The sequence below is a fragment of the Streptomyces sp. SBT349 genome (assembly GCF_001083795.1).
Lineage (GTDB): Bacteria > Actinomycetota > Actinomycetes > Streptomycetales > Streptomycetaceae > Streptomyces.
Map to the genome: position 1 here is coordinate 26,277 of NZ_LAVK01000036.1, position 7,268 is coordinate 33,544.

Consider the following 7,268-nt stretch of genomic DNA (forward strand, 5'->3'; position numbering starts at 1 on the left):
GCGGACAACGCGGCTCCGCGCGTCCGTGTTCCCAGGCTGTACCCCATTTCGCCCACTTGACACCTGCGAATTGGCGGTGTCAGCGCAACGTGTCAGCCCCCTGCCGCCGCGGTCACCCGCGCAGGTCCGCCATCCACGCCTCGACCTCGTACGAGCGGCGCGGCAGGGCGTCCGACAGGTTCCGGTGGCCGTCCTCGGTGACCAGCACGTCGTCCTCGATCCGCACCCCGATGCCGCGGTACTCCTCGGGCACCGTCAGGTCGTCGGGCTGGAAGTAGAGCCCCGGCTCCACGGTGAGGCACATGCCGGGCTCCAGCGTGCCGTCCACATAGCTCTCGCGCCGGGCGGCGGCGCAGTCGTGGACGTCCATGCCGAGCATGTGCCCGGTGCCGTGCAGCGTCCAGCGGCGCTGGAGCCCCAGCTCCAGGACGCGTTCGACCGGGCCCTCCAGCAGGCCCCACTCCACCAGCTTCTCGGTCAGCACCCGCTGCGCCGCCTGGTGGAAGTCGCGGAACTTGGCGCCCGGCACGACCGCGGCCAGCCCCGCCTCCTGCGCCTCGTACACGGCGTCGTAGATCTTGCGCTGAAGGTCGGTGAACCGGCCGTTGACCGGCAGCGTGCGTGTCACGTCCGCGGTGTACAGCTCGGTGGTCTCCACGCCCGCGTCCAGGAGCAGCAGGTCGCCGGAGCGGACGGGGCCGTCGTTGCGCACCCAGTGCAGCGTGGTGGCGTGCGGGCCCGCGGCGCAGATCGAGCCGTAGCCGACGTCGTTGCCCTCCACGCGGGCGCGCAGGAAGAAGGTGCCCTCGATGTACCGCTCCGAGGTGGCCTCGGCGCGGTCGAGGACGCGGACCACGTCCTCGAAGCCGCGGGCGGTGGACTCGCAGGCGCGGGTGAGCTCGGCGATCTCGAACGCGTCCTTGACCAGGCGCGCCTCGGAGAGGAAGACGCGCAGCTCCTCGTCGCGTTCGGCGGTCACCTTGTCGGCGAGCGCCTTCTCCACCTCGGCGTCGTGCGCGCGGACGACGCGGACCGGGCCGGTCGCCTCCCGGAGCACGTCGGGAACGGTGCGCACGTCCTTGACGGGAACGCCGTAGAGGCGCGCGGCCTCGGTCAGGCTGTTGCGCCGGCCGACCCACAGCTCGCCCTGGCCGCTCAGCCAGAACTCGCCGTTCTCGCGGTCGGAGCGGGGCAGCAGGTAGAGCGTGGCGTCGTGGCCCCGCTCGCCCGCCGGCTCCAGGACGAGCACGCCGTTCTCCGTCTGGTCGCCGGTGAGGTAGGCGTACTCGACGGAGGCGCGGAAGGGGTACTCCGTGTCGTTGGAACGGGTCTTGAGACGGCCGGCGGGGATCACCAGGCGCTCGCCGGGGAATCGCGCGGACAGCGCGGCGCGGCGGCGGGCGGTGTGCTCGGCCTGAGGAACGGGGTCCAGGTCCTGGCGCTCGGTGTCGGCCCAGCCGTGCTTCATGTTCTCGGCGAGCTCGTCGGAGACCTGGGGGGCGACGCCGTTCTTCCGGGGGGCGGGCGTCGTCTCGGCGGTCCCCTGCACCTCGCCGGGCTCGGCGTTCTCGGCCCGCTGCTCTTCGGCCACGTCCGTCTCCTCGCTCGCTCGCTTGCCGGCCGGCCCGGGGGCCGGGTCGGCTCCATGGTAGGCGGGCGGCGGCGTCGGGCGACAGCGAACTGTCGGAGGCGCTCCGGCCGGTGCGCGCGCGGGGGCTACGCGAAGTGCGCCGCGAGGAGGACGACGTCCTCGGCGGAGTCGCGGGCGCCCGGGGAGTCGATGTCCGGGAGCATGGTGTGCAGGACGTGGTCGGCCAGCGCGCCGGGGTCGGTGCGGGCGGCGGGCGGGGCGCAGGCGGCGGCGGCCTGGAGGTGCGCGAAGGCCCGGTCCAGCGGCTCGCCGGTCCGGTGCAACAGCCCGTCGCTGTACAGCAGGACCGTTTCTTCCTCCTCGATGCGCAGGTGCACGCTCGGCGCCTCCCAGCAGGCGAGCATGTTGAGCGGGGCGGAGAGGGTGGTCTCGGCGAAGACCGCGCGCCCCGCGCCCACGACCAGCGGCGGCGGGTGGCCCGCGGAGGCGAGGACCATGCGGCGGGTGGCGGGCTCGGCGTAGCCGAACAGCGCGGTGGCCGAACGCCCCGGCTCGGTCAGCCGCAGCAGCAGCTCCAGGTCGGAGAGGACGGCCACCGGGTCCTCGCCCTCCATCACGGCGTAGGCGCGCAGCCCGGCGCGCAGGCGGCCCATCGCGGCGAGCGCGGCGGGCCCGGTGCCGGTGGCGCCGCCGATGGCCAGGCCGAGGGCCTGGTCGGGGAGGGCGAGCGCGTCGTAGAAGTCGCCGCCGCCGCGCGGGCCGAAGCGGTGCCGCACGGCGAGCGTGACGCCGGGCAGCAGCGGGAGGCGGGGCGGCAACAGGCCCTCGTGGACGGTGCGCACCGCGGCGCGGGCGCGGCAGAGTTCGAGGCGGTTGGCGATGTGCTGTCCCGCCTGCCGCAGATAGTGGGAGAGCAGGCGGCGCTGGCGCGGGTCGGGCTGGCCCGGCTCGTCGTAGAGCCAGACGGCGGCGCCGAGCCGCCCCGGCGCCTCGGCGGCCAGCGGGACGCCGTAGCTGGCGGCGAAGCCGAGCCGGGCGGCGACCTCGCGGTGGCGCGGGTCGAGGGCGTCCTCGTGCGGGATGTCGCGGTGGACGATCTCGGCGGGCTCGGTGTCGGTGTCCTGCGGGATCTCGACGGATCGGGGGACCGTTTCGAGGTGGCCGAGGTCGGCGTGGCCGAGGCCGAGGCCGGCGAGGCGTTCGGGGCCGAGGCCGTCGGCGGGGCGGAGCGAGACGAGTCCGCGGCGGGCGCCGAGGAGTCCGGCGCCCGCCCGCAGCGTTTCCTCCAGGGCGTCGCCCAGGGTGCGGGTGCGGCCGAGGCGCTCGGTGAGGGAGTGCAGCGTGGTGAGGTCGGAGATCCAGGAGGCGAGGCGGTCGTGCACCCCGCCCGGCCTGCCGAGAGTGACGTCGTCGGCGGGCTGGGAAGTCTGTGGGACGGTCGGCAGCACAGGGTGGATTCCGGCCACTTTCGGCGGGGGTGAGGTACTCATAGGTAAGGCGAACCCCCATGTGATAAGCGTCGCTGCGGGACTTTCCAGGGGAAGGGGTGGCGCGGGCCCCGGTCGAGTAGGGTCCTGCCGTGATGGATAATGCCCAGGTAGCGGGCTCGTTCCCGGTTCGACAGGCCGGACCGTAGCGAGTTTGGCGGGAATGGCGGAAAAGCAGCGCCGGGCCGGTCGGCCCGCGATCGACTGGGCCGTCCCGGCGGCGGATCGAGCCGGGCGGGCTGGGTACATATCGGAACGGACCGTCGAGTTCTGGCGTCCTACCGGATGGCGGCCAGGCCCAGTGTGCCCGCCGCCCCTCGCTACGCGACCCGCTACATACGGTGATCTGTGTTCCACGTGGTGTATCTGAACCCGCGACGGAAGGGACGCGCTGATGCGCGAGATCCTCGGAGAGCGACGCACGAACGGTAAAGGCAACAGCAGGGGTCCAGGCGCGGAGCTGCGCGAGGCCGCGCTCCTCTGCGCGCGGCGGTGGCGGTGGCCGGTGCTCCCGGGCGCCGAGGCACGGCCGGACGGCGGGTGCGACTGCCCGCGCCCCGACTGCGTGGTCCCGGGGGCTCATCCCCTCGACCCCGAGCTGCTCGCCGCCACGAACGATCCCCGGATGGTGGGCTGGTGGTGGCGGGTGCGACCGCGGTCGCCGATCATGCTGGCCACCGGGGGGAAGGCGCCCTGCGCCGTGAGCCTGCCCGCGCCGGCGGCGGCCGGGGCGCTGGACGAGCTCGACCGCGGGGGAGCGCCCACGGGGCCCGTGGTGGCCGGGCCGACGCGCTGGGCGCTGCTGGTCGAGCCGTACGAGTTCCCCGAATTGGGGGAGCTGCTGGGGGCGCTGGAACGGGTGCCGAGCTCGGTCCGTTTCCACGGGGCCGGCGGGTACCTCCCGCTGCCGCCCTCGCGCACGGGCGCCGGAGAGGTCGCCTGGGCGCGGGAGCCGGAGAAGCGGGGCGGTCGTGTGGTGCTGCCGCGGGTCGCCGACCTGCTGGACGTCCTGGTCGAGGCGGGGCTGAGCGCTCCGGAACCGGGGGGCCGGCTTGCCTACTGACCGGCAGGCCCAGGGGCCGCGCCGGAAGCGGCGGGCGCGCACATGGACGGACCCGATCGCTGGCGACGGGGGATGCACCAGCGACCGGGCCCACCTCAGAAGGTAACAACTCATCGGGGATTCGCAAATCCCGCGCGGCCCCCGGGCGGCCCGAACTCGCGTCTGATGGGGGGAGTTGTGACCGGAATCACGCCCCGGGGGGCCGGGGTGTCGGCCTGTCAGCTCCGCGCGAGAGCCGCCGGGCACGACCTGACCTGCTCGTTCGGCCCGTGGCGCCTGCCGGTTTCCGGTCGGGGTCCGGTCGGGATCCGTCGGCTCCCGTCGGGGTCCCGTCGGCTTCCTGAGGTCCGCCGGCTCCGCTGGTTCAACTAGTTCAACGTGATCTGCCGGTTGGTGAGCCCGCTGCGCGCGCGCCGCTCCTCCGCCGACAGGGGCGTGGTGGCGGCCAGGGCCTCGGCCAGCCGCTCCTCGAAGGCGGCGGCGGGCTTCTCGCACTCCTCGGCCCCCATGGCGGACGGCAGGTCCCACACGGGAACGGTCAGCCCGTGCGCGCGGAACGAGCCGACCAGGCGCGTGTCCCCGCCCAGCGTGCCGACTCCGGCGGCGTGCAGGCGGGCCAGCGCGTCGAGCAGCGGCTCCTCGTCGTGCGGGAGGACCCAGCGCAGGTGGTTCTTCTCGGGGGTCAGGCACCAGTAGGCGGCGGAGACTCCGGTGAGGCGGACCGTGGGCGTCGCGGCGGCGTTGGCCCGCTCCAGGGAGGCGGCCACCTCGGGCGTCGCCTGCTCGGCGTCCTCCAGCCAGTATTCGAAGCCCTCGTGGACCTGCGGCTCGAAGGGGACGTCGAGGTCGAGGAGATCCTGGAGGCGCGCGCCGTCGGCGGCGGGACGCCCGGCGGGCACCGCGTTCCCCGGGGTGGTGGTCAGCGCGCGCGTCAGCACGTCGGCGAGGTCGCGGCTGAGGTCGCCGGTGGCCGTGTCGTTCTGGAGGGCGAGGAGCACCGCGCCGTTGTCGCGGCGGAGCGCGGGCCAGGCCATCGGCAGGACGGTACCGAGGGTCAGCGAGGGAACGTCCTCGGGCAGGCCCTCGCGGAGGGTCAGGGGCACGGTGGCGGAGGGCACGAGCTCGCGCAGGGCGACCCAGTCGCACTCGCCCGGCAGCCCCTCGAAGGGGCGCCGGACCAGCTCGGTCGCGGCCTGCGCCGCGGCCCGGCCGTGGCACGCCTTGTACCGGCGGCCCGACCCGCAGGGACACGGCTCCCTGGCGCCGACGACGGGGATCGTGCCGTCGGACGTCCGCGCGGTGGCCGGGGCGCTGGTCGGCGTACGAGGGCGGCGCTTTTTGGCCATAGTGCGGTCTCCTGCGTGCGTGTGGCGTAGGGCTGTTCCGCGAGCCTAGCCGCCCGGCGCCGAGAGGATCGCCCATACGGTCACGGCTCCGGAGACCTCCGCCTCGCGCACCCCCCAGGCCCGGGACAGAGTCCCGATGATCGTCAGTCCCCGCCCGCCCCTGGCGGTGACCGAGGGTGACGCGGGCCGTGGTCTGGTGGGGCCGCCGCCATCGGTGACCGAAATTGTCACCGAACCGTCGACCTCCTGACTCCAGGAAGCCCGGACGCCCTGCCCGCCGTTCAACGGACGCGCATGCCGACAGGAATTACTGAGTAGTTCGGAAAGGATCAATACCGCATCGTCGACGACCGTTTCCGGTGTTCCGCTTTCGCGCAATTCCGCGCGCAATCGCCGCCGTGCCGTTCCCACGCCTGACGGGCCGTGGGACACCGACATGGACGACGACGTCGGTACCTGCTGTGTGACCACCAACGCCACCCCCGAGACCTCCTTCGCCCCACGCCCTGGGATGGTGCCCGGGGGACAGAGGACGGAAACCGGCCATGACACATCTGTTGACGCGTTCGTAATGATCCGATACCAAGCGAATGCGCCGGGGTACGCGGGGTGAGAAAAACGCGTGGAACCGGTTCACGGGTGGGACGGGAGGGTCAACCGGGGCCGCCCCGGCGGTCCAGTTGGTGACGCACCGTGTTCGGTCTGTTGGTGATGACCGCGTCCACGCCGAGCCGCGCGCACAGGTCGACGTCCGCCGGCTCGTCCACGGTCCACACGTGCACCCGGTTCCCGGCCCGGTGCGCGCGCGCCACATAGCCGGGGTCGCGGCGCAGGATGCGGATGCTGGGACCGGCGATCGCGTTCCCCCGCGGCAGGCGCCCGGCGCGGTGGCGCGGCAGGAGCAGCTGCATCAGATAGACGGTGGGCAGGGCGGGCGCGGCCAGGTGGACGCGGCGCAGCGAGCGCGCCGAGAAGCTCATGACCTCCACGCGGCCCGGCAGCGGGTACCGATCGAGCAGCGCGAGCAGCCGCTCCTCCACATGACCGGCCCACCGGGTCGGGTGCTTGGTCTCGATCGCCAGGTCGACGGGCCGGCCGGCCTCGGCGACCAGCCGCAGCAGCCGTTCCAGCGTGAGCACGGTGGTGCGCTCGGGATCGGCCGAGTCGGGTGTCTCCGCCCCGCCCGCCGGGGCCTTCCAGGAGCCGAAGTCCAGCTCTGCCAACTGGGCGAGCTCCAGCGCGGAGACGGCTCCCCGGCCGTTTGACGTACGGTTGACGCGGCGGTCGTGCACACAGACGAGATGCCCGTCGGCGGTCAGCCGCACATCGCACTCGAGCCCGTCCGCGCCGTCCGTGATGGCCTTGCGGTAGGCGGCCAGGCTGTGCTCGGGGGCGTCCTCGGACGCCCCGCGGTGCGCGATGACCCGGATGGGGTGGCGGACGGCGTTCACCGCGTCATGGTGCCACGCGAGCGAACGGGCGGCGGTGTTTACGTCCGCCTGACAGACCATGGGAAAGACTGCTCGTATATCTGTCGTGCACCTGAGGAGAGACCTGAGGAGAGAGCTGTGAGCACCGAGAACCACGGCGTCGGCAAGCCGGAAGAGCCAGCCGCCGGTGCGCCGGAGCCCCAGGCGGGCGCGGCAGGCGCCGCGCCGCCCGCGGGTCCCCCGTCGGCCACGCCCGCCCAGGCCGCGCCTCCTCCGTCCCCACCCGCGGGCCCGCCCGCGGTTCCGCCGGGCGGGCCCGCGGGTGGGGACGGAGGAGGCGCGGCCTGGGCG

The 7,268-nt window shown here is 74.1% G+C and carries 7 protein-coding genes; 2 read left to right on the top strand and 5 right to left on the bottom strand.

Annotated elements, in window-relative coordinates; translation table 11 throughout:
* Positions 1-112 precede the first annotated feature (112 nt).
* Positions 113-1,549 (bottom strand): aminopeptidase P family protein, encoded by a 1,437-nt coding sequence (locus ADY01_RS07220; RefSeq protein WP_049567565.1) that lies wholly within the window; start codon positions 1,547-1,549, stop codon positions 113-115.
* Positions 1,550-1,716: 167 nt separating this feature from the next.
* Positions 1,717-3,081, bottom strand: coding sequence for a PP2C family protein-serine/threonine phosphatase (locus tag ADY01_RS07225; protein WP_049567536.1), 1,365 nt, complete (start codon positions 3,079-3,081; stop codon positions 1,717-1,719).
* A 391-nt stretch (positions 3,082-3,472) separates the two neighbouring features.
* Between ADY01_RS07225 and ADY01_RS07230 the strand changes: the two genes are divergently transcribed.
* Positions 3,473-4,141: a bifunctional DNA primase/polymerase gene (locus tag ADY01_RS07230; RefSeq protein WP_049567538.1), complete on the top strand. Its 669-nt coding sequence runs from the start codon at positions 3,473-3,475 to the stop codon at positions 4,139-4,141.
* A gap of 368 nt (positions 4,142-4,509) precedes the next feature.
* Here the strand turns inward: ADY01_RS07230 and ADY01_RS07235 are convergent, their stop codons facing one another.
* The 3 genes from ADY01_RS07235 to ADY01_RS07240 form a co-directional block, all read right to left on the bottom strand.
* Positions 4,510-5,487, bottom strand: a complete 978-nt coding sequence (locus ADY01_RS07235; protein ID WP_049567541.1) for a DUF5926 family protein — start codon at positions 5,485-5,487, stop codon at positions 4,510-4,512.
* Between the two features lie 45 nt (positions 5,488-5,532).
* On the bottom strand, positions 5,533-5,967 hold the full coding sequence (locus ADY01_RS36740; protein WP_324612900.1) for an ATP-binding protein: 435 nt from the start codon (positions 5,965-5,967) through the stop codon (positions 5,533-5,535).
* 173 nt (positions 5,968-6,140) lie between these two features.
* Complete coding sequence (locus ADY01_RS07240) at positions 6,141-6,938, bottom strand: glycerophosphodiester phosphodiesterase (protein ID WP_234320119.1); 798 nt, start codon at positions 6,936-6,938, stop codon at positions 6,141-6,143.
* A 117-nt stretch (positions 6,939-7,055) separates the two neighbouring features.
* On the opposite strand from ADY01_RS07240, the gene ADY01_RS40385 reads away from it, so the two are divergent.
* Positions 7,056-7,268 (top strand): hypothetical protein (locus ADY01_RS40385; RefSeq protein ID WP_234320121.1); only part of this gene is annotated, 213 nt, incomplete at its 3' end.